We start from the raw sequence: 21730 nt of genomic DNA on the forward strand, positions 1-21730 counted from the left end.
CGCGATGCAGCGCCATCGCCGGGTGATCCAGGCCGTGCAGTGGTCGGTGGTCGGGTTCTACGCCTTCCTCGTGGTGCTGCCGGCCTGCCTGCCGCTGCCGCCGGCCGGGGCCAGCATCGTCGACAACCTGACGCTGTTCGCGCAGTTCGTCTTCTGGGGCGTCTGGTGGCCGCTGGTCATCGCCGCCACGATGCTGCTCGGCCGCGTCTGGTGTGGCGTGTTCTGCCCCGAGGGGGCGTTGACCGAATGGGCCAGCCGCCACGGCCGCGGCGGCAGCATCCCGCGCTGGGTGCGTTGGCGCGGATGGCCGACGCTGGCCTTCATCGCCACCACGGTCTACGGGCAGCTCATCAGCGTCTACGACTACGCGCAGGCCACGCTGCTGATCCTGGGCGGCTCGACACTCGCCGCCATGCTGGTGGGTTACCTGTACGGCCAGAGCAAGCGCGTGTGGTGCCGCTACCTGTGCCCGGTCAGCGGTGTGTTCGCGCTGCTGGCCAAGGTGGCGCCGCTGCACTTTCGCGCCGACGAGGCGGCCTGGCGGCGCCACCAGGGCGCGGTGCCGCGGGTGGACTGCGCGCCGCTGCTGAACCTGCGCCACCTCGACAGCGCCTCGGCCTGCCATTCGTGCGGGCGCTGCAGCGGCCACCGCGGGGCGATCGAGCTGGCGACGCGTTCGCCGAACGCCGAGATCCTGGGGCCGGTGCGCACGGGCGACGACACCTCGGCCGGCCTGCTGGTGTTCGGCCTGCTGGGCGTGGCGGTCGGCGCCTTCCAGTGGAGCCTGTCGTCGGCCTTCGTCGCGGCCAAGCAGGGCGCTGCCGAGTGGCTGATCGCACACGACCAGTACACGCTGCTGGCCGACAACGCGCCGTGGTGGCTGCTGACCCACCAGCCCGCGGCGAGCGACGTGTTCAGCTGGCTCGACGGCTTGGCCATCCTGGCCTACATCGGCGGCCATGCGCTGCTGGTCGGTGGGCTGGTGTGGCTGGCCTTGGGGGCCGCGGTGCGCGTGCTCGGCGATGGCGCCTTCACACGCCACCGCCTGGCGATGGCGCTGGTGCCGCTGGCCGGCGCCGGCCTGGTGCTCGGCCTGTCGATGACGACGGCGAACCACCTGCGCGCCGAGGGCGTGCCGCTGGCCTGGCTCGGCCCGTTGCGCGTGCTGTTGCTCGGCGGTGCCGTGGGCTGGTCGCTGGTGCTCGGGGCTCGCCTGCTGGCGGGTGCCACCGCCGGGGGCGCTCGCAAGGCCGTGGCGCTGGCCTGCTATGGCCTGCCCGTGGCGTTGATGGGCACGATCTGGGTCTGGATGCTGTTCGGGGCCTGATCAGCGCAGCGTCAGCGCCAGCCCCAGCGCGCGGACCTCATCGAGCAGCGGTTCGGGCCAGGCCCAGCCATCGGGCCATTGGGCGGTGGCCGCGCCATCGACACCGCGCAGGCGCTGCAGAACCCAGCGCTTGGCGCCGGCCGCGCGCAAGGCCCAGGCGGTGTCCATCAGGGCTTCATCGTCGATCAGCGCGGGGTGGTAGGTGGTGCGCAGCTCGTGGTCGACGCCGCTGGCGAGCACCGTGTCCAGCGCGCGCCAGGCGGCGCGGCCGCTGCCGCGCCGATCGGTGAGTTGGTCGTAGCGCGCGGCGCTGGTCTTCACGTCCAGCCCCACCCAGCCCAGCAGCGGCAGCAGCGGGCCCAGGCGGGCGGGGTAGATGCCGGCGCTGTGCAGGCCGGTCTCGAAGCCCATCGCCCGCACCTCGTGCAGCGCGGCGGGCAGCTCCGGGTCCAGCGTCGGCTCGCCGCCGCTGAAGACCACGCCGTCGAGCAGGCCGACACGGCGCTGCAAGGTCTCGCGCACCGAGGCCCAGCCGATGTCGCTGTGCCCGGTGCGAACCTGCAGCTCGGGGTTGTGGCAATAGCCGCAGCGCCAGGGGCAGCCGAGGATGAACACCACCGCGCACAGCCGGCCCGGCCAGTCGCTGGTGCTCAACGGCGTGAAGCCGCCGATTTCAATCACGGCTGGCTGGCGAGGGGTCGGCCGGCGGCTCGACGAAGTAGCGGCGCTCGTTGAACTCGCCTTGTTTGCCGGTGTTGAACGAGGCCATCGGCCGGTGGTAGCCCATCACGCGGGTCCACACCTCGCAGCGCTGGCGCTCGTGTTCGGCCAAGGTGAAGGGTTCGGACAGGAAGGCGGCAGAGGACATCGGGGTCTCCTTGAGTGGGTGAAGGGTCAGAGCCTCTCAGGCTCTTTGGTGCGCTGGCGTCTGGGTTTCGTACTGCCGGCGCTTGCGGGCCAGCGCGGCCTCGTCGCACTGTGGGCAGAAGACATGCTCGCCGGCCAGGTAACCGTGCGTCGGGCAGATCGAGAAGGTCGGTGTGACGGTGATGTAGGGCAGGCGGAAGCGGCCCAGCGCACGCTGCACCAGGGCCTTGCACGCAGCGGCGGACGAGACCCGCTCGCCCAGGTACAGGTGCAGCACCGTGCCGCCGGTGTATTTGCGCTGCAGCGCTTCTTGCCGCTGCAGGGCCTCGAACGGGTCGGTCGTGAAGGCCACCGGCAGCTGCGACGAGTTGGTGTAGTAGGGCTGTGCGGGCGTGCCGGCCTGCAGGATGTGCGGGAAGCGCTTGCGGTCTTCTTTCGCGAAGCGGTAGGTGGTGCCCTCGGCCGGCGTGGCCTCGAGGTTGTAGAGGTGGCCGGTTTCTTCCTGAAGCGCGACGATGCGTTCGCGGATGTGGTCGAGGTAGCGCAGCGCAAAGGCCTCGCCCCATTCGGTGGTGATGTCTTCGGTGCCGCCGCTGAAGTTGCGGATCATCTCGTTGATGCCGTTCACGCCCAGCGTCGAGAAATGGTTGCGCAGCGTGCCGAGGTAGCGCTTGGTGTAGGGGAACAGGCCGTTGTCGATGTGGCCCTGGATCACCTTGCGCTTGATCTCCAGGCTGTTGCGCGCCAGCTCGATCAGCCGGTCGGTGCGGCGCAGCAGCGCGGCCTCGTCGCCGGCATGCAGGTAGCCCAGGCGGGCGCAGTTCAGCGTCACCACGCCGAGCGAGCCGGTCTGCTCGGCCGAGCCGAACAGGCCGTTGCCGCGCTTGAGCAGTTCGCGCAGGTCCAGCTGCAGCCGGCAGCACATCGAGCGCACCATGTGCGGCTCGAGGTCGGAGTTGAGGAAGTTCTGGAAGTAGGGCAGGCCGTACTTCGCGGTCATCTCGAACAGCCGGTCGGTGTTCGGGTGCTCCCAGTCGAAGTCGCGGGTGATGTTGTAGGTCGGGATCGGGAAGGTGAACGCGCGGCCCTTGGCATCGCCCTGCATCATCACGTCGATGTAGGCCTGGTTGATCAGGTCCATCTCGGCCTGCAGGTCGCCGTAGCTGAACGGCATCTCGCGGCCGCCGATCACCGGCACCTGCTCGCGCAGGTCTTCGGGGCAGGTCCAGTCGAAGGTCAGGTTGGTGAACGGCGTCTGCGTGCCCCAGCGCGAGGGCACGTTCAGGTTGTGGATCAGCTCCTGCATGCACTGGCGCACCTGCAGGAAGCTCAGGCCGTCTTTGCGCACATAGGGGGCGAGGTAGGTGTCGAACGAGCTGAAGGCCTGCGCTCCGGCCCATTCGTTCTGCAGCGTGCCGAGAAAGTTGACGATCTGCCCGACCGCGCTCGACAGGTGCTGCGGCGGCCCCGACTCGACCTTGCCCGGCACGCCGTTCAGGCCCTCGTGCAGCAGCGTGCGCAGCGACCAGCCGGCGCAGTAGCCCGAGAGCATGTCCAGGTCGTGGATGTGGAAGTCGGCCTCGCGGTGCGCCAGCCCGATCTCGGGCGGGTAGACATGGTCGAGCCAGTAGTTGGCGATCACCTTGCCGGCCACGTTGAGGATCAGCCCGCCGAGCGAATAGCCCTGGTTGGCGTTGGCCTGCACGCGCCAGTCCTGCCGCGCGAGGTATTCGTTGACCGAGCGCTCGACGTTGATCGCCACCGCGCGGTCTTGCCGCAGGCTGCGGCGCTGCTCGCGGTAGACGATGTAGGCGCGGGCGGTGTCGAAGTGCCCGGCCTGCTGCAACACACGCTCGACCAGGTCCTGGATGGTCTCGACATCGGCCACGCGGCCGTGCAGCTGTGCCACCACCTGCTGCGTCAGTTCAGCGGCGCGTTCACCGCCGAATTCGCCGGTGGCGGCGCCGGCGCGGGCCAGCGCGCCCTCGATCTTGCCGGGGTCGAAGCCAACCGTCCGCCCCTCGCGTTTGATCACCGCGATCGGCAGCGAGCGGGCGACCGGCGACGGCGGGGTGTAGGCGGTGTTGGGCATGTCGGGCACTAAATGTGGGGTGTTCATTCGGTGCAGACACTATAGGTAGGGTCTGCTGGCGAACCAAGCCCTGGAACTTGATCAGGATCAGGGTTTCGGCGCTTGCCCGGCGCTTCCTGGGCTCGCCATACGCCTCGGCGCCGAAATCGGTGATCAGCCCAAAGGGTCGAGCAACTGCAGCGCCTGAGAGAAGCGAAGGTTCTCGATGTCTTCGAGCAGACGCAAGAAGGCGGTTGAGCCCAGCCGCTGATGCAGCACGTCGGAAAGAGCTTGAAACCGATCAAGGGCATCCATGCTCTGCTCACGCAGGTTTCGCCGAAGCTCGGTCAATGCGTGCTTGTCGATGGCAGTTTGCGGGTCCGCCGTCACAGTGGGTGGGGTCTCGTCCTCTTGCAGCCAGTCTTGGGGCAGTTCCTGGCGCAACGCGTCCAATTGCGCCCGGCAACCGGCCGTCAGGATTGCGGCCTGCGCAATGTCGCCTGAGCGGCAGGCCGCTTCTGCTTGGCGTGCGGTTTCTTGTACGGCCGAAGCTGCCAACGTGCCCGCGCTGCCGCACAGTTTGTGCATGCGAAGCGTATGGTCTGCCAGTGCGCCTGGGTTGGTCTGGTCTGTGGGAAATGCCAGGTCGCCAAATTCTGCGAACAGCCGCTTGAGCATGCTGCGGAAGAATTTGACGTCTCCGCCAGTGCGCAGCTTCACCTCTGCGGTCACGATTCCCTTGATCGGTGGCCAAGACTCCGCCTGGGCGACATCGTATGCAACAGCCGGTCGGTCGCCACCAACCGGTGGAGTTGCATGGCGCAGGATGCACCGGACCAGGTCATGCGGATCAAACGGCTTGCTGACGAAGTCGTTGAGACCGGCAATTCGTGCCTGCTCCTTCTCGCTGGCAAGCGCTCCCGCGGTCAGCGCGATGATTGGCAAGTCGACGAGCCCCAAGTTCTGGCGGATCGTGGTGGTGGCGGTGAACCCGTCCATCACCGGCATGTGGATGTCCATCAAGACCACGTCGTAGTCGGTTGGGCCTGCGCCCAATCGTGCGACGGCTTGCTGGCCGTCGTCAGCCAGATCGACCTTTCCGCCAGCGTGCTCCAGAATCCGACGCGCCACCTCCAGGTTGAGGGGGCTGTCATCGACCACCAAGATGCGCAGCCCGTTCAGGTCGGGGGCCGGCGCCGGGCCTGCCCCCACGCTTTGACGCGCTCCGGTCCCCTGCGCCTTTACCAGGCCTACTTCGATCTCGGCCCAGAACTCACTGCCCTGGCCTGGCGTGCTGGACAGCCCGACGCTGCCCCCCATCAACGACGTCAATCGTTTGACGATGGACAGGCCCAGGCCCGTGCCGCCGAAGCGGCGCGTGGTGGACTGATCTGCTTGGGCGAAGGGAACGAACAACTTGTCCTGTACCTCCGGGGCAATGCCGATGCCACTGTCCTGAACGGCAAAGCGGAGCCTGGCGCGTCCGGCCTCGCTCAAGAGCAACTGGGCTCGCAGGCGTACGCTTCCGCGTTCGGTGAACTTGATGGCGTTGGACAGCAGGTTCGTCAGAATCTGATTGAGCCGAACCCAGTCGCCGACAACGTCAGTCGGCAAGTTCTCGGCCAGTTCGAAGGTCAATTCGATTGCCTTGGCCTGGGCCTGCACTTGCATCACGGCGTGCAGTTCGGCCAGCGCGGCGTGCAAATCGAACGGTTCGCGCTCGATACTCAGCTCGCCTGCTTCGATCTTGGACAGGTCCAGGACATCGTTGATGATGGTCAGCAACGACTTGCTGGCGAGGCGAATCTTCTCGACGAAGGTGGCCTGATCGCCGCTCAGGTCTGTCTGGCCCAACAGGTAGGTCAGGCCGATCACCGCATTCATCGGGGTGCGAATCTCATGGCTCATGTTGGCGAGGAACTGGCTTTTGGCCTGGTTGGCCCGCTTGGCCTGGTGAACCGCTTCGCGCAGGCGCAACTCGACCTGCTTTTGCCGTGAGATGTCGTGTGCGACGCCGAGATAGCCAAAGAACTGGCCCTCGTCGCCGCGAAGCGCCGTCACCACCAGCGACACGGTGACGCTGCCGCCATCGCGCCGCAGGTAGCTCCATTCGTGCGGCTCGCCCAGCACTTCGGGCTCCACCAAGACGGTGCCGGGTCGCACCGGGCGACCCAGGCGTGCCGTCAACTCTTCAGCGCGGGCTTTCAGCTCTGCGCGATCGTGGAACTGAAGCGACGACGCCTTGCCGATGACCTCGTCGCGCTGGTAACCGAGCAGCCGCTCGGCGCCTCGGTTGAAGACCCGGATCGTGCCGTCGGGGGCGACCGCGATCACCGACACTTCCGTCGCCGACTCCAACACATTGCGAAGCAGCGACGAGGTCTCGACGAGCTGCTCTTCAGCGCGCTTGCGCTCGGTGATGTCGAAGTTGACGCCGGTCATCCGGACCGGCCTGTGTTGCTCGTCGCACTGGAGGCGGGCGGCTGCGCGCAGGTGGCGGACTTCGCCATCGGGGCGACGAATGCGGAACTCGGACTCGAACGCGCCCAGGGTCTCGATGGCATGCTGGACCTCGCCCTCGGCTCGGGCCCGGTCGTCGGGGTGCAGGTGGCTGGCCCACAAATCGTATGGGGCGGCGTTGCCGCTGCGCTTCACGCCATACAAGTGATACATGCCTTCGTCCCAGACGAGGCGGCCTTCGGCGATGTGGTATTCCCATACGCCGATGCTGGCTGCGGCCGACGCCAGCGCAAAACGCTCGGTGGTCTCCTTCAATTCATCTTCGATGCGTTTGCGGGCCGTGATGTCTCGCGAAATCCCGAAGGTGCCGATGATGTGGCCCTGCGGGTCGCGCAGCGGCATCTTGGTGGTCATGTTCCAGGTGGGGGGGCGATCGGGCCATGTCTCCATTTCTTCGAGGTTCAGCACCGGTTCGCCGGTTTCGACGATATGTCGCTCCACGGCGGCGGTCCGTTGGGCGTGTTCGGGCGTGAAGAAGTCTGCATCCGATCGGCCCACCGCCTCGGCCGGGTCGCTCAAGCCGTAGCGGCGTGCCAAGCCGGGGTTGATGCGCAAGAAGCGGCTGTCGCGGTCTTTGAAATAGATCTGGTCGGGCACGGTGTCGAGCAATGCACTCATCAGATGGCGCTCATAGGCCAGCGAGGCTTCGATCTCCTTGCGGTTGGTGATGTCTTGCATCGAGCCGACGAGCCGCACCGGCCGACCCTCGGCGAATTCGGGTTCGCCGACGGCGCGTACCCAGCGCAGCCGGCCCTTGGCGGTTCGCAGCGGCAGCTCGAGATCCCAGCCCCGGCCCGACTCGATCGCCTGCTGAACTGCCTGTTCAATCGCCGGGCGCGCTTCGGGTGGGTAGAACTCCAAACCTTCCTTGAGGCTGGGGCGGTAGCTCGGTTCGACCTCATGAATGCGGTTCATCTCCGGCGACCATGTGATGGCCGGTGGATCCAAATCGAACTGCCAGGCGCCGACACCGGCCACGCGGCTGGCACGGTCGAGAAAGGCTTGGCTCTCGCGCAGCTGCGCTTCCAGTCGCTTGGCGGCGGAGATGTCGGTCTGGATGGCGATGTACTTCGCGATTCGGCCTTGTTCGTCGATGAACGGCGCCACGGTGCAGTCCAGCCAGTAGAGCGCGCCGTCCTTGGTGCGGTTGCAGATGCTTCCGCGCCAGGAATGGCCCTGGCTGATGGTCTGCCACAAGTCAGCCCAGAAGGGCGGTTCATGAAGCCCGGAGCTGACGAGATGGTGGTCCCGGCCCACGAGCTCGTCCCGGGTGTAGCCGGAGACTCGGCAGAAGCTGTCGTTGACCTCGATGATCCGTCCGTCGGGGCTCGTCGCGGAGACAAGTGCGTGTTGATGGATCGTGCGCAGCAGTGCTTCGTTGTCCCTCAGTGCCGCTGCCAGCTGTTGACGGCTCGCAGTGATCTCGCTGATGTCATGGACCAGCACGTAGAAACCGCGCACGTCGCCATCCACCGTGTCCGGCAGGTAGTGGGCCAATGTGTGGCGAGACCCGGCACCGTCGGGCCGCGGAATCGTGCGCTCGAAGGTCTGGGCTTCGCCGCGCAGGGCCGCTTCGACGTAGGGTCGATTGCGCTCGTACAGCTCCGGGCCAAGAAGCTCCAGCATGTGCTTGCCGCGCAGCTGCGCGGCATCGACCCGGAAGAAGTCGCTGTAGGCCTTGTTGGCCACCCGGTTGCGCAGCTGACTGTCCCAGTAGCCGATCATCGATGGCACGGCGTCGAGGATGGTCTGCAGGTCGCGGCGAGAGAGTTCCAGCTCGGCCGTCCGTTCCGCCACCAGCTTGTCGAGGGATGCGTTGAGCTCTGCCATCAAGGTGGCGCGGCGGGCCTGCTCTTCGCGCACCGCCGCGGCCTGCGCCGAACTCCGCGCCCAGGCGTAGGTCAGCAGGCTCAGCAGCGCCGCGATGGCGGTAGCCATCGCCCCAAGGGCCCGTGGGGCGAGCCGGCTCAGACGGGCGGCAAAAGCCGGTTTGGCCCGCATGTCGGCTTGCCAGGTTCGGCCGTACAGCGTCACGGACAAGTCTCGCGATAGTCCAAGGGCTGCTGCCTGGTCGCCTTCTGGCGGCGCAAAGAACTGCTGCGGCGTCGGGCCGGTCACATCTCGCAAGACGACGGATACCTCGTGGAGGTCCAACCCGGCCAGGACCTCGTCGATCACCAGCGGCGCGTAGCTCCAGCCTATGGCCGCCTCGGCACGCTCTTCGGGCGTACGCAAAGGGGCTCCCGCGCGATAGATGGGCAGGAGAAATAGAAACGACTGGCGGGCTTTGCCGGCGGCCTGCACCAGCGTGATGGGTCCGGACAATGTGGCTTTGCCGCTGCGAGCGGCGCTGTCGGCGGCCTCGCGACGAACAGGCTCAGACCCAATGTCCAGCCCCACCGCAGGCTTGTTGCGCTCAATCGGCTCGACGTACTGGATCACATAGCGATCACCGGCGCTGGGTTTGAGCTGCCGGATCTCGAAGGTGGGCCAGCCATCGCGCCGTGCAGCTTCCACAAATGTGTCTTGCTGCTGCTCGGGCACTCGCCAGATAAGGCCCACGCCACGCGCGCCGGGGAATTCACGGTCAATGTCGCGGGATTCGCTGTAGCGCCTGAACCCCGCCCGATCGATGCCTTGCCTGCCAGCCACGACGGCTGTTCCACGCGCGCCCTTCAGACCGTACTCGTAGGTTCGAATTCGCTCGGCCACCTGGCCGAGCGTGCGATCGGTCAGGACCTCGAATTGCCTTTCGGCGTTCTCCTGCTCGTGGCGTGACCACCATTGCGTCAGCACGAGGGCTGCCACCATCCCCAGGGCCAAGACGCCGAGCGCTGCGCGGATGGGATAGTGATGCATGCTCATTCGCCGTGCGGTGATGCTCCCTGGATCTGCATCTCGCCGACGGGCTGAGCCCGGGCAGGCTCGTCCACGTCTGAGACATCAAGCCAATAGGCCCGGGCTCGGCCGGCCCTCTTGGCTGCATACAACGCTTCGTCGGCGGCTTTGAGCAGCTCCTGTGCGGTGCGCCGCCTCTGGTCGCCGCCCATGACGAGGGAGTCGGGCGATGCAGTGATCCAACAGGCGCTGTCTTCGTCGTAGCACGACATCCCGACGCTTACCGTCACGCAGGGGGCCGTGGGCGAGGCCGCGTGGGGCAGGTTCATGGCCGCGACCGCCTGCACGACGCGGTGCGCCACATGCTTCCCGCCCGCCCGGGGCGTGCACGGCAACAGCATGGCGAATTCTTCGCCACCGAAACGGGAGATCAAATCGTTGGTGCGCTGTGTCGACTCGGTGAGCGCCCGGGCCACCGCGCACAGCGCCGCGTCGCCCGCCGGGTGGCCGTAGGTGTCGTTGAATCGCTTGAAATGGTCGACGTCGACGATCAGCAGGCACAGAGAGTCTCCCGATCTGCGTGCCCGCTGCCATTCGGCGACCAGCGTCTCGTCGAACCGGCGGCGATTGGCCACCCCGGTGAGCGCATCGATCGTGCTCAGGCGCCTCAATTCGTCGGTCAGTCGTTTGATCCGCAGCTGGGTCTTGACGCGGGCAACCACCAACGGTTCGCTGATGGGCTTGCTGATGAAGTCAGCCGCACCCAACTCAAAGCCCGCGACCTCGGTCTTCGTGTCGCTGTGGCTGGTGACGAAGATCACCGGGATGCTCGCCAAGGCTGGATCTGCCTGCAGCTCACGGCAGACCTCGAAGCCGCTCATGCCTGGCATTTCCGCGTCGAGAAGAATCAGGTCAGGTGCCGATGCGCGGACCATGCCGAGAGCCATCGCCCCGCTGGTGGCAAACCGCAGGCGGCCTAGGCCTGCCAGCATCCGGGCCATCAACTGGATGGCGCCGGGATCGTCGTCCACCAGCAAGATGTCGTGGTTCAACCTGCTCCTTTCGGTGCTTCAGCCGGCTGTGGCATGAGCTTCGAGAGAAATATATACCCCGGGCGCATCTTGGCGGCAGGTTTGCGTCAGTCTGGACGCGGGCTGTCAGCGCTGGGCAGCAGCACCGTGAAGCAACTGCCACTCCCAGGAATGCTGTCGACCTCCAACTGCCCCCCCATCGCTTCCACCAGCTGGCGGGTGATCAGCAATCCCAGGCCAGCACCCGGCGTGCCCGAGCCCTGCCGGCCGAGGCGGTTGAATGGCTCGAACAAGTGTTTTCGCTGTTCGGCGTCCATGCCGAGGCCGCTATCGCGGATGGCGATGGCCACGGTGGAGGCACGCCGGGACGCTTCCACGTCGACCCTACCGCCGGCACGGTTGTATTTGACCGCATTCGACAGCAGGTTCAACAACACTTGCTGAAGGCGGCTGCTGTCCGCCCAGACGGCGAAGGTTGACTGAGCACCGAGCCGCAGTTCCACGCGATGCTCTGCGGCGAGGGACTGGCTGGCCTCGATGGCCATGGTCAACAGAGGGGATACATCGATATCTCGGATCTCGAACGCCAATTGACCTGATTCAAAGCGGCCCAAGTCGAGCGCGTCACGCATCAGCGTCTGAAGGTGGCGGGCGCTGGACAGCAGATGGGCCAACCTTTGCCTTTGAACCGGATGCAGGGCGAGTTCAGTGTCAGCGGCCATCAATTGACCGAACCCAATGATGCCGTTCAGCGGGTTGCCTATCTCATGTGCCAAGTAGGCCAGCATACGGGCCTTGATCTGCGCCGTGGCTTCAGCCTCGGCGCGTGCTTGGGTTTCTCGGTCGAGGCGCTCGCGGTCGCTCACGTCGCGCAGCACCACGGTCGTCAAACGCTGGGCGCCTTCGTCTGACGTGGAAACCGACATCTCGACTGTTACTGCTCCGTCACCGCTGAATGGCAGTGACAAGCGAACGGGCGCTGCACCGCCAACGCTGAGATCGTCCAACAGGCTGCCGAGGACATTCCGCACCGGATGACCCATGACTTCGTCCGGTTGCACGCCAAACAAGCGGCAGGCGGCCCCATTCATCAGCACCAAGCGTTGATGGGTGTCGATCGTCAGGATCGCATCCGTCGCGGCCTCTACGATGCCCGCCACTCGGGCGTCGCTCACACGCTGCCAGCGCTCGCTCACGGCACGCAGGTCCGCGTCGGTTCGGTGCTTGAGGTGCAGGAGATTACGCACCCGCGCGCGAAGCACCGCTGGCGTGTAGGGCTTGGCAATGAATTCGGCGGCGCCGAGATCCAACGCACGCATTTCGATTTCGGGTTCGGAGTGGCGCGTCACGAAGACGATCGGCACCGATGCGAAGTCCGGCAACGCCTTCAGCACACCGCAGACGGCGAAGCCATCGATACCCGGCATGTGGATGTCGAGAAGGATGATGTCAGGCGACACCAACGGGGCGATTCTGAGGGCCTCTTCGCCCGAGCTTGCATAGTGAAGCTCGCCAAGCTGGGACAGCGTCTGGGACAGAACATGGATGGCGTTCACTTCGTCGTCGACGATCAGCAAACGTGAGGGGCGCTCCGGTGGCTGCAGCACGTCATGACGCGCTGCAGCCGCAGGCTCATGAAGCGCCTGGTGGGTTCGCAAGCGTGCGCGAACGCGGGATCGCAACTGCGTTTCTGCGATCGGTTTGGTGACGAAGTCGACTGCCCCGCTTTGCAGAGCCGCGACTTCAAGTTCCGCAGAGTCATGGCTGGTCGCGAATATGACGGGAATGTGCGCCAGTGCAGAGTCGGCGCGCAACGCCTTGCACACCTCAAGGCCACTCATGCCAGGCATCTCCGCGTCGAGGAGTATCAGGTCCGGTGGAGATTCGCGGGCCACGCGTAGCGCATCCGCGCCAGAGGTGGCAAATCGCTGGTTGGTGTAGTCCGCCAACATGCGGCTCATGGCCTGAACCGCGGAAGGGTCATCATCCACAAGCAGCAAGCTGAACTGACGCTCAGTCATGACGTGTCCCCTGGGCTCGTGTGCCGCTCATGTCAAGGCTTGCCTATTCTGTCAGTCGGCAAGGGGATGGCGGATGAGACTGAGCATAAAGGAATTGCCGGTCCCGTGCGGCAGTGCGCTCCGGTCCTTGTGAGGAGCCGCCTAGGAAAGCAGGCCGAGCGGATTCTTGGTGATCGCGACCGAAGCGATCCAGCCGAAGGTGGCCAGCGCGGCCACCCACGCGGCGGCGCGCACCGGCGCCGGTCGGCCGGGCTTGAGCGCCACCATGCCGAGCCCGATGTAGACCAGCAGCCCGATGATCTTGGCCAGCAGCCACGGCGCATGGGCCGGGTTCAGCCGCAGCATCCAGGCCAGCGTGAGGGCCGACAGCAGCAGCACCGAATCGACGATGTGCGGCAAGGTCTTGGCCGCGCGCCCCTGCACCCAGCGCGCGCCGCGCAGCGACGCCGCCCCGCGCGCGAAGAAGCCGGTGAACGACAGCGCGACGGCGGTCTGGTGGATGGTCTTGACGAGGGCGTAGTCCATATCAGCCGGGTCGACCGTCGACCCGCGAGCGGGTCAGGATCGGCCAGTAGACCACGGCATACAGCCCGAAGCCGGTGGACCACAGCGCTGCGGCGGCGAGCACCGCGTGCAGCGAGGCCTCGGGCCACAGCATCGGCACGCCGATGCGCACCACCGCGGCCAGCGCCACCAGCACATAGCAGGTCGTTTCCCAGGGCCCGGCGCGCAGCAGGCGGCCGGTGTGGCCCAGTGCGGTGCGGGTCATCATGCCGATGATCAGGCCGCCGATGGCGCCGACCGTGAGCGCATGGGTGGCCAGCGACGGCGCCAGCCAGCCCGCCTCGGCCGCCGCACGCAGCAGCAGGTGCACGGGGATCCACAGGTAGGCCAGGTGCAGCACCCAGACCAGCGGCGTGCGCCAGGTGACCCAGGGCTGCCACAGCGACCAGCGCGCCAGGTGGGCGGCGGCGCACAGCACGGCCAGCAGCAGCATCGGCGTGCCGTGCAACTGCGCCGCATCGGCCGCCCACAGCAGCAGCACCGAGCCGAGCGCGGCCTTCTCGACCAGCGGCTGGCGCGTGGCCGCGGCACCGGCGATGCCGTTGTTGGTGAACATCGGGATCACCCGGCCACCCATCACCGCCATGATGAACAGCACCACATCGAGCGCGAGCTGGATGCCGATCCACGGCGGCGCCGCGATGACGCCCAGCTGCGCCAGGTGGAACAGCATCTGCGCGGCCGACATCAGCAGCAGCAGGCCGATGAAGAAGTAGTTGCGCTGGTTGCGCGCCGCGATGAACGGCACCGCCAGCGCGATCGCGGCAGACAGCGGAAAGGCGGCGTTGACCACCGCCGCCGTCAGGCCGAAGGGTGTCAGAACCAGCACGCGCCCGGCCACCCACAAGGCCGCCAGCGCGGCCAGCAGCGCGCCGGTCGGCGTGGGCCGATTCGACCAGTTGCGTCCGGCGGTGAACAGAAAGCCCACGACCACCGCCAGCGTGAAGCCGAACAGCATCTCGTGCGCGTGCCAGGCCGGCCCGCGCAGGTAAGCGTGGTCGAGCCAGCCGGCGTATTGCAGCGCCCACAGCGCGATCGACAGCGCGGCGAAGCTGCTGGCCAGCAGGTAGAACGGCCGGAAGCCGAGTTGCCACAGCGCGAAGCCCGGGGCGCTGTTCGGGCGCCGGGGCGGTTCCATGATTTGCACGAAGCCGGTCATTGGGGCTTTTCTTTCAAAGAGGGGTGGGCCCAGCGCCAGGCCACGATACCGCCCAGCACGGTGGCCGCGAACCAGACCAGGGCGAGGGCGTTCAATGCGGCGCCCGCGGCGCCCAATTGGCCGTCGAACGCGCCGGCGCCCAGGCGCAGCGCGAGCGACAGGTGAAGCGCGAACAAGGGCCCGTAGAACGGCCGCCCGAACTGCAGCTTGACGCGGGCCACCGCCGGCAGGATCACCGGTGCGTGGCCCATCACCATGCTGATGATGAAGCCCAGGCCCAGGGCATGCAGCGCGGTGTCGCGCGTGGGCAGCCCCAGCACCATCGCGGCCCAGGCCACGCCGGCCACCGCGAGCCAGGCATAACCGCCCAGCAGGCACACGGCCATGTAGCGCGGCAGGCCCGCGGCGAAGACGGTTCGGCGGGCAATGTCGAACACCGCCAGCCAGGCAGCCATCAGCGCCAGCGCCGCACCGAACAGCAGGCCACCGCCGACCGGCCAGACGGCCGACGCGGCAGCACCGGCCAGCAGCAGCGAAACGACCGCGTAGAACGATGGGTGCGCGGCCGGGTGCCGGCGCATCAGCCGGGTCATCTCCAGCCGCTCGGCGGCGATCGTCAGCACCAGGAAGTTGAACCACCAGGCCAGTGTGGCCAGGCCGGGGCGCGCGACGGTGGTGCCGATGGCGAAATGCAGGTTGCCCACCAGCCAGGCCAGCGCGGCCACCAGCAGCAACACAGTGTGGGCCGCGCGCTGGCGGCGAACGATGACGATGTTGACGGCGACGAAGACCGTGGCCGCGGCGACGAGCAGCGCGCCGGCCAGCGTGGCCGCGCCTGCGACGAGCGACACGCCCGCCGCACCCGACAGCACCGGCGCCAAGAAGGCGACGGGCCGCTTGACGGCCACCGCGCGCTCGATGCCGATCACGGTGCCCAAAAAGCCGCAGACCATCAAGGCCGCATGCCACAGCAGCGCTTGGCCGAGCCAGGCCTGGCCGTCGAGAAAGGCCGGGGCGGCGCCGTAGCGCGCCAGCCCGCCGAACACCCCGCCGACCAGGGACACCGCCACCAGACCCAGCAGCAGGGGCTTGGCAAACGCCGCCGGGCTGCGGGGTGGGGCGGTGCGGGTCACCACTGCATGAAGCGCCGGGCGCGCTCGCTCATCTGGTCGGGGGTCCACGGGGGCTCCCACACCAGTTCGACATCGATCGCCATGCCGCGTTCGGCCACCCCGGCCAGCTCGGCCTCGACTTCTTCGATGATCAGGCCGGCCACCGGGCAGGCGGCCGAGGTCATGGTCAGCAGCACGTGCAGCCGCTCGGCCGACACGGTGACGCCGAGCACCAGGCCCACGTCGACGATGCTCAGCGCCACCTCGGGGTCGACGACACGCGTCAGCGCGGCGACGATCGGCTGGCGCAGCGCCTCGGGGCCGCTGTAGGGGAACGGCGTGTCGGTGCTCTCAAGAAGGCGACGGGCCGTTCCCGAGACTTCTTGACCCCCTTGGGGGGCCTGGCGCAGGGCGACAGGTTTGGGGGTACTCACGATGCCAACCCCTCCCGCGGGCCCGGCCGGCGGTCGACGAACAGGATGTTCGCCAGCGACTGCCGGTTGCGCGCCAGGTCGGCCAGGGTGTAGCGGTCCAGCACCGCGTAGAAGGCCTCGACCGCCTCGTGCAGCACCGGGCGCAGTCGGCAGACCGGTTCGATGCAGCAGCGGCCCAGGCTCGGCTCTTCGCCGAAGCACTCGGCCGGCGTGTCGGCCCCTTCGGTCTGCCGGACGACGCGGCCGAGGACCACGTCTTCCGGCGCCAGCGCCAGGTTGAGCCCACCACCCTTGCCGCGCACATTGGCCAGCAGGCCGGCCTTGCCGAGGAAGTGGACCACCTTGGTCAGGTGGTTCTCCTTCACGTTGAACGCCTTGGCGATCTCGGCAATCGTGCTGCGCCGGCCCGGCTGGGCCGCCAGGTAGATCAGCACGCGCAGGCTGTAGTCGGTGAAGGCGGTGAGCTTCATGGTGGTGCTTCAGGTGCGTTGGGCCGCCGGCAGCGCTGCCGTGGCCTGGGCCCCGGTGGGCCGACGCAATAGCTTGACCGCATACAGCGCCAACAGCAAGCCACCGAGGGCAAACACGATATCGCCAGGCACACGCAGCCAGACCAGCGTTTCCATCACGCCCGAGTGGATCACCTCCGGCGAGCGGGCGAACCACAGGCCCTTGTCGACGCTGGCCCAGGCCTGGTAGATGCCGGCCGGCAGCAGCGACAGGAAGACCATCATGCCCAAGCCGATGTTCAGGCTCCAGAAGGCGGGCTTGAGCAGGCGGTCGACGTGCAGGCCGCGGGCGTACAGGCCCCGCAGGCAGAACAGCATCAGCCCGATGCCCAGCATGCCGTAGACGCCGAACAGCGCCGCGTGGCCGTGGGCCGCCGTCATGTTCAGGCCCTGCACGTAGTACAGCGAGGCCGGCGGGTTGATCGCGAAGCCCAGCAGGCCGGCGCCCACCGTGTTCCAGAAGCCCACCGCGACGAAGCTGAGGATGACCCACTTGTAGGCCCCCAGCCACGGCAGCGACTTCGACTGGCGGTAGGTTTGCAGCGCTTCGAGGCCGATCAGCGTCAGCGGCACCACTTCGAGCGCCGAGAAGACCGCACCGACCGCGATGATCGATGTGGGCGTGCCGGTGAAGTACAGGTGGTGCAGCGTGCCCAGGATGCCGCCGAACAGGAAGACGATGGTCTCGGCGACGATCGCGCGGTTGGCGCTTTCGGCGCGCACCAGGCCCAGGTTGGTGAAGATCAGCGCGACGACCGCGGTGGCGAACACTTCGAAGAAGCCTTCGACCCACAGGTGCACCAGCCACCAGCGCCAGTACTCGATCATCGAGTAGTGGGTGTGCTGGCCCCAGGTCAGCGAGCTGGCGTAGAAGCCGCCGATGCAGGTGGCCGACAGGAACACCATCGCGATCAGGCCACGCGTTTCCGAGGGCTTGGTCAGCGCCGGCCACAGCGCGCGGCCGAGCAGGAAGACCCAGAACAGCAGGCCGACGAACAGCAGCAGTTGCCAGACGCGGCCCATGCTGGTGAATTCGAGGCCTTGGTTGCCGATCCAGAAGCTGAAGTCGACGCCGCGGTGTTGCAGCGTGCCGAGCCAGCCGGTGGCCGTCGAGCCGACGACGATCGCGATCAGGGCCCAGAACAGCACGTCCACCCCGAGCTTCTGCAGCTTGGGCTCGCGGCCCGACAGCAGCGGCGCGATGTACAGGCCGGTGGCCAGCCACGCGGTGGCGATCCAGAACACGCCGACCTGGGTGTGGATCGTGCGGCTGATCGTGTAAGGCAGCACCTCGGCCAGCGGGATGCCGAAGAAGGCCTGGCCCTCGACCGCGTAGTGCGCGGTGATCGCGCCCATGCCGATCTGCAGCAGCATCAGGCCGACGACGGCGAAGAAGTACTTGCGCGTGGCCTTCATCGACGGCGTGGCGACCGCGCCGATCAGCGGGTCGGTCTTGGGCGGTTGTGCAGGCGCTTCATGCTTCTGCCCGCCGTGGAACCACAGCATCGCGGCAATGCCGGCCAGCAGCAGCACGATGCTGACCATCGACCAGACGGCCGCGGTGCTGGTCATCGTGTTGCCCACCAGCGGCTCGTGCGGCCAGTTGCTGGTGTACGACAGGTTCTGCTCGCCCGGCCGGTCGGTTGCGGCGGCCCAGGCGGTCCAGAAGAAGAACGCGGCGAGCGCCTGACGGTCGGTCAGCGCCGGCAGCGAGCCTTCGGTCATCGCGTACTGGTCGCGCAAGTGGGCCAGCGAGGCCTCGTCGCCGAACAGGCCTTCGATGTGGTGCGCAACATGCTTGATCGCCTGCGCACGCTCGGCCGACACCTTGATGACCCCGGTGGTCTCGTCATAGGTGTTGCGCCGCATCTCGTCTTTCAGCGCCGCGTCGATCGCGCCATGGTCGGCCGGCGTCAGGTTGCTGGCGACCTTGTTCAACTGCTGCACGCGGATGTCCTGCAGCGCCACGGCCTCACGGTGCAGCCAGTCGGCCGACCAGTCCGGCGCGACATAGCTGCCGTGGCCCCAGACGGTGCCCAGTTGCTGGCCGCCGGCCGCAAGCCAGGCCTGCTGGCCGAGCTGGATCTGCTCGCCGGTGAACAGCGTTTCGCCGTCGGCGCTGACGACGGCCTTGGGGATCGGCGGGGCGCTGAGGTAGATCTGGACGCCCAGATAACCCAGCGCGCCGAACGACAGCACGAAGATCAGGCCGAGCCAACGCCACAGCCTTTGCGAAGTGTTCATGATTTGGTTTCCCGGTAGTTGAGACGGGGAGAAGGTGGCTCAGGCGCCGCCGCAGCCGCCGCAGCAGCGGCCTTCGGCGTGCGGGTCAGCCAGCTTGGTGATGCGGACCTGCCAGACATCGGGGCCCGACTGCAGGTAGTCCCAGCCGAAACGGCCGGGGATGTTGGCCTGGAACTGGTGGTACAGCGGCTTCGGATCGTGGTCGTTCACCAGATCCATCGCCAGGCCGGCCGGCAACTCGCGAAAGGTCGAGAAGATCAGCGGGTGCCGCTCCATCGGCGCGACGGTGCGGACATCGATGGTGGCGTGGGCTTTGGCTTGGGCTTGGGCAGAGGGCATGGCGCGTCCTTTTGAAGATGCATTCAGAATGCATCTATGCTAGGGACGCGCCCGCCACACAAGGTTGATCCACATCAACCCGGCCGTGCGCAGGTCTGTCAGCGCTGGGGGTCTGGGGCGGGCTGGCCTGGTGGGGCGAGCACGCGGTCGGCTTCGTCCGTGCAGGCCTCGAGCCAGTCGTCGCCGAACAGCTCGACCGGGTGCTGGGTGCGCTCCGAGCCGTTGCCGCAGATCAGGTCGTTGGCGGCGCAGAAGCGGTCGCAGCCCCAGCAGTTGCGCTCGGGGTGGCTCGGGCGGATCGGGAAGCGTTTGGCCATGGCGCGGTGCGCGGCTTCAGGCCTCGTGCTCCGGTTGCAGCGCGCCAGCCCCGGCGGCGGCGCGGCCGGCGTGGTACTGGCGCAGCCGGGTCTCGATGAAGAGGTCTTTCTCGGCCCACTGCTCGTCGATCCAGGCGCGCACGCGCTGCCGGTAGGCCTTGTCGCGCACCAGGTCGCCGCCGACCACCGCGGTGGGCACCGGGCGCCGGCGCACATGAACCCACACCGCGCCGGCCCGGCCGCAGAGCAGGTCCCAGAAGCTGGGCGTGCCCTCGGGGTAGATGAGCGTCACGTCCAGCAGGGCGTCGAACTGCTCGCCCATCGTCGCCAGCGCCACGCCCAGGCCGCCGGCCTTGGGGATCAGCAGGTACTGGTAAGGGCTGCGCTGCGCCGCGTGCTTGGCGTGGGTGAAGCGCGTGCCCTCGGCGAAGTTGATCACCGAGGTCGGGATGCGCTTGAACTTCTCGCAGGCGCGGCGGGTGGTGGCCAGGTCGTCACGGCTGCCGCCGCGGCCCTTGCCGCGCTGCATGAACGGAAAGTCAAGCGCCCACCAGGCCAGGCCGATCACCGGCACCCAGATCAGCTCGCGCTTGAGAAAGAACTTCAGGAACGGGATGCGGCGGTGGAACACGCGCTGCAGCACCAGGATGTCGACCCAGCTCTGGTGGTTGCTGGAGACGAGGTACCAGCCGCGCGGGTTCAGGCCGTCCAGGCCGCTCACCTCCCAGGGGTTCGAGGCGGCGGCCGCGAGCCAGGCGTTGTTGACCGCCACCCAGCACGAGGCCAGGCTGTTCAACGCCTTGTCGCAGGCCACACGCAGCGCACCGGCCGGCAGCACCAGCTTGGCCAGCGCCGGCAGCATCATCAGCGAGAAGACCAGCACCGTGTTCACGGCCAGCAGCAGGCCGGTGAGGGCGCCGCGCAGCCAGGCCACGACCATCATCGCCGGGCCGCCGGCGCGGCGCGGCGCGGCCACAGCGGGCCGATCGCGTCCAGCGTGTTCTTCAGCACCAAGCCGAGCTCGGTGTCGCCTTCCATCACCAGGGCGCGCTCGAAGAACAGTCGGTCTGGGTCGTCGTCGCCCCGCAGCAGCCGCAGGTAGCTCGACCCCGGCGCCGTGATGCGCAGGGCCGGCTCGGCCGTTGACGATGCGAGCGCAAAGCCGCCCGGCCCGAGCTGCAGGCGCACGCGCAGGCCGAAATCGGTGACCCGCAGCTCGACGCAGCGGCCGGCCAGGGCCTGGCGCGCATCGGCCGGCAGGCGCGGCAGCAGCACGCGGTCGAGCGCGCGGGCCAGCACGAACGAGGGCGGCTGCACCGGCAAGCGCTCGACCAGCGCGCACACGCGCCGGTGCAGCGGCGCCAGCATCGTCGGCAGGCCCGGTGGCAGCGAAAACTCGGGGGCGGTGCCGTTCATGCGGCGCTCCAGGCCATGCCGGGCAGGCGGCGCGAGAAACCGTTGCTGAACGGGCCGGGCACGCCCTGGCCGAGCCAGGCGTCGGCGCAGCCGGTGGCCGGGCGGCCGTGGTTCATCACGGCGTCGAAATCGCGCAGCACTTGGCTGAAGCCACTGGCGCAGGGTGACAGCCGCAGGCGCGACACGCCGGCGGCGCGCAACGCTGCGGCATCGCCGATCAGGTTTTGCACCGCGGCGGATTGGGTTTGGGTGCCATTGAGCACGAGAAATGGCTGGCCTTCGGTCGAAGCCAGCAAGAGGCCGTCCGGATCGGACAAGCAAGGATATCCGCAGTCGTCCTTGCCAACCCGGTGGTGGCGTGCGGTGAAACAACGCGCCGAGAACGCCAGCGGCAGCCGGCCGAAGGCCCAGGCCTCGGTCGTGATCGCCTCGCCCTGGGCGGTGTGCACCGGCGCGGCGGGCGGGTTGATCAGCGCCAGTGCATCGAGCGCCAGCTCCACCGGCGCGACCCAGCGCGAGGCGCCCAGGTCGGCATGTTCGGCCAGCGCCTCGCGGCTGTAGATGTTCAGGTGCGGCCCCAGCACCAGCGGCACGCGCCCGGCCAGCAGCTGCAGCGCCGAGGCATCGCCGGCTTCGACCGCAAAGCCCTGCTGCTCGGCCTGGCGCTCGAGCAGCCGCAGGTCGGCCTCGGTTTCGATCAGCGTCTGCGCGACCAGCACCACCTCTTTGCCGGCGGCCTGCAGCTCGCGCCCGAGGGCCAGCCAGTCGTCCAGCCGCAGCTCGCGCCGGCGCGCGCACACCGCCTCGCCCAGAACCACCGTGTCGGCGGGGCTGTCGGCCAGGTCGGCGTAGAAGTGCAGCAAGGTGTCGCGGGACCAGTGGTAGAGCACCGGGCCCACGGTCAGGGCCATGCGTTGCGGCGCGGCGGCGGCGGTGGTTGTCGTCGATTGGGGTGTCATCG

At 67.9% G+C, this 21730-nt stretch carries 16 protein-coding genes and 1 pseudogene; 1 reads left to right on the forward strand and 16 read right to left on the reverse strand.

What is annotated here, in order from left to right; genetic code table 11:
* The first annotated feature begins 4 nt into the window (after positions 1-4).
* A complete protein-coding gene (locus ACE3SG_RS10430) occupies positions 5-1327 on the forward strand; it encodes a 4Fe-4S binding protein (protein WP_374564905.1) in 1323 nt (440 codons plus the stop codon).
* On the opposite strand, the gene ACE3SG_RS10435 is transcribed toward ACE3SG_RS10430, so the two are convergent.
* From ACE3SG_RS10435 to ACE3SG_RS10510, 16 genes and pseudogenes are all read right to left on the reverse strand, one after another.
* Positions 1328-2005: an anaerobic ribonucleoside-triphosphate reductase activating protein gene (locus ACE3SG_RS10435; protein ID WP_374564907.1), complete on the reverse strand. Its 678-nt coding sequence runs from the start codon at positions 2003-2005 to the stop codon at positions 1328-1330.
* Positions 2001-4313: pseudogene (locus ACE3SG_RS10440) on the reverse strand (ribonucleoside triphosphate reductase). Before ACE3SG_RS10440 ends, ACE3SG_RS10435 begins: the two are co-directional and overlap by 5 nt.
* Before the next feature lie 126 nt (positions 4314-4439).
* Positions 4440-9644, reverse strand: coding sequence for a PAS domain S-box protein (locus ACE3SG_RS10445; RefSeq protein WP_374564797.1), 5205 nt, complete (start codon positions 9642-9644; stop codon positions 4440-4442).
* Between the two features lie 2 nt (positions 9645-9646).
* Complete coding sequence (locus ACE3SG_RS10450) at positions 9647-10675, reverse strand: diguanylate cyclase (protein ID WP_374564799.1); 1029 nt, start codon at positions 10673-10675, stop codon at positions 9647-9649.
* Between the two features lie 86 nt (positions 10676-10761).
* The gene (locus tag ACE3SG_RS10455; protein WP_374564801.1) at positions 10762-12675 is read right to left on the reverse strand and encodes a response regulator; all 1914 of its coding nucleotides are present in this window, start codon (positions 12673-12675) and stop codon (positions 10762-10764) included.
* A gap of 141 nt (positions 12676-12816) precedes the next feature.
* Complete coding sequence (locus ACE3SG_RS10460; protein WP_374564802.1) at positions 12817-13200, reverse strand: SirB2 family protein; 384 nt, start codon at positions 13198-13200, stop codon at positions 12817-12819.
* 1 nt (position 13201) lies between these two features.
* Positions 13202-14377, reverse strand: coding sequence for an NnrS family protein (locus ACE3SG_RS10465; protein ID WP_374564804.1), 1176 nt, complete (start codon positions 14375-14377; stop codon positions 13202-13204).
* A 17-nt stretch (positions 14378-14394) separates the two neighbouring features.
* Positions 14395-15531 (reverse strand): hypothetical protein, encoded by a 1137-nt coding sequence (locus tag ACE3SG_RS10470; RefSeq protein ID WP_374564806.1) that lies wholly within the window; start codon positions 15529-15531, stop codon positions 14395-14397.
* Complete coding sequence (locus ACE3SG_RS10475; RefSeq protein ID WP_374564808.1) at positions 15528-15944, reverse strand: metal-sulfur cluster assembly factor; 417 nt, start codon at positions 15942-15944, stop codon at positions 15528-15530. Before ACE3SG_RS10475 ends, ACE3SG_RS10470 begins: the two co-directional genes overlap by 4 nt.
* Positions 15941-16414, reverse strand: coding sequence for an Rrf2 family transcriptional regulator (locus tag ACE3SG_RS10480; RefSeq protein ID WP_374564810.1), 474 nt, complete (start codon positions 16412-16414; stop codon positions 15941-15943). The genes ACE3SG_RS10475 and ACE3SG_RS10480 overlap by 4 nt, the downstream gene beginning before the upstream one ends.
* Before the next feature lie 9 nt (positions 16415-16423).
* On the reverse strand, positions 16424-18697 hold the full coding sequence (locus ACE3SG_RS10485) for a nitric-oxide reductase large subunit (RefSeq protein ID WP_374564812.1): 2274 nt from the start codon (positions 18695-18697) through the stop codon (positions 16424-16426).
* Positions 18698-18736: 39 nt separating this feature from the next.
* A complete protein-coding gene (locus ACE3SG_RS10490) occupies positions 18737-19036 on the reverse strand; it encodes a DUF2249 domain-containing protein (protein WP_374564814.1) in 300 nt (99 codons plus the stop codon).
* Positions 19037-19134: 98 nt separating this feature from the next.
* Positions 19135-19353: a DUF3079 domain-containing protein gene (locus tag ACE3SG_RS10495; protein ID WP_374564815.1), complete on the reverse strand. Its 219-nt coding sequence runs from the start codon at positions 19351-19353 to the stop codon at positions 19135-19137.
* Positions 19354-19369: 16 nt separating this feature from the next.
* On the reverse strand, positions 19370-20296 hold the full coding sequence (locus ACE3SG_RS10500; RefSeq protein ID WP_374564908.1) for an acyltransferase: 927 nt from the start codon (positions 20294-20296) through the stop codon (positions 19370-19372).
* Positions 20293-20769: an SCP2 domain-containing protein gene (locus ACE3SG_RS10505; RefSeq protein ID WP_374564817.1), complete on the reverse strand. Its 477-nt coding sequence runs from the start codon at positions 20767-20769 to the stop codon at positions 20293-20295. Before ACE3SG_RS10505 ends, ACE3SG_RS10500 begins: the two co-directional genes overlap by 4 nt.
* A complete protein-coding gene (locus ACE3SG_RS10510) occupies positions 20766-21728 on the reverse strand; it encodes a U32 family peptidase (protein WP_374564818.1) in 963 nt (320 codons plus the stop codon). Before ACE3SG_RS10510 ends, ACE3SG_RS10505 begins: the two co-directional genes overlap by 4 nt.
* Positions 21729-21730: the final 2 nt, after the last annotated feature.

The sequence above is a fragment of the Ideonella sp. genome (assembly GCF_041914305.1).
Taxonomy (GTDB): domain Bacteria; phylum Pseudomonadota; class Gammaproteobacteria; order Burkholderiales; family Burkholderiaceae_C; genus Ideonella.